This is a genomic window from Muribacter muris, assembly GCF_004569585.1.
GTDB lineage: Bacteria > Pseudomonadota > Gammaproteobacteria > Enterobacterales > Pasteurellaceae > Muribacter > Muribacter muris.
Genome location: NZ_SPPA01000083.1, coordinates 1 through 270, shown reverse-complemented (window position 1 = coordinate 270; position 270 = coordinate 1). Strand labels below are relative to the sequence as shown.

1 protein-coding gene is annotated in these 270 nt (G+C 56.3%); it reads right to left on the bottom strand.

Translation table 11 applies throughout. The features are described from left to right. A partial coding sequence (locus E4T80_RS12910) for a hypothetical protein (protein ID WP_167740746.1) occupies positions 1–270 on the bottom strand: 270 nt, incomplete at both ends.

Here is a 270-nt window from a genome sequence, read left to right as displayed (position 1 = left end):
TGCCGCCTACGGTCGCGTAGGTCGTGCTCTGTTCCCGTTCGTTCCGGTTACCCGGTAGGCTCATCAGGGTCCCCATCGGGTTAAACCCGCCTGTCCCGCCGCTTACGCTGATATTGCGCGTTTTCAGCTCGCTGTGGTTATTGATATGGCTTTCCCCATACGTCCCCGTACTGAAACGGTTTGCACTTTTCGGGGCATCGCTCGTCAGGATGCCGCCGTTATTTTGCGTATGGTTGAGTACCGTAACGTCCATTCCCTCTTTGCCAACGT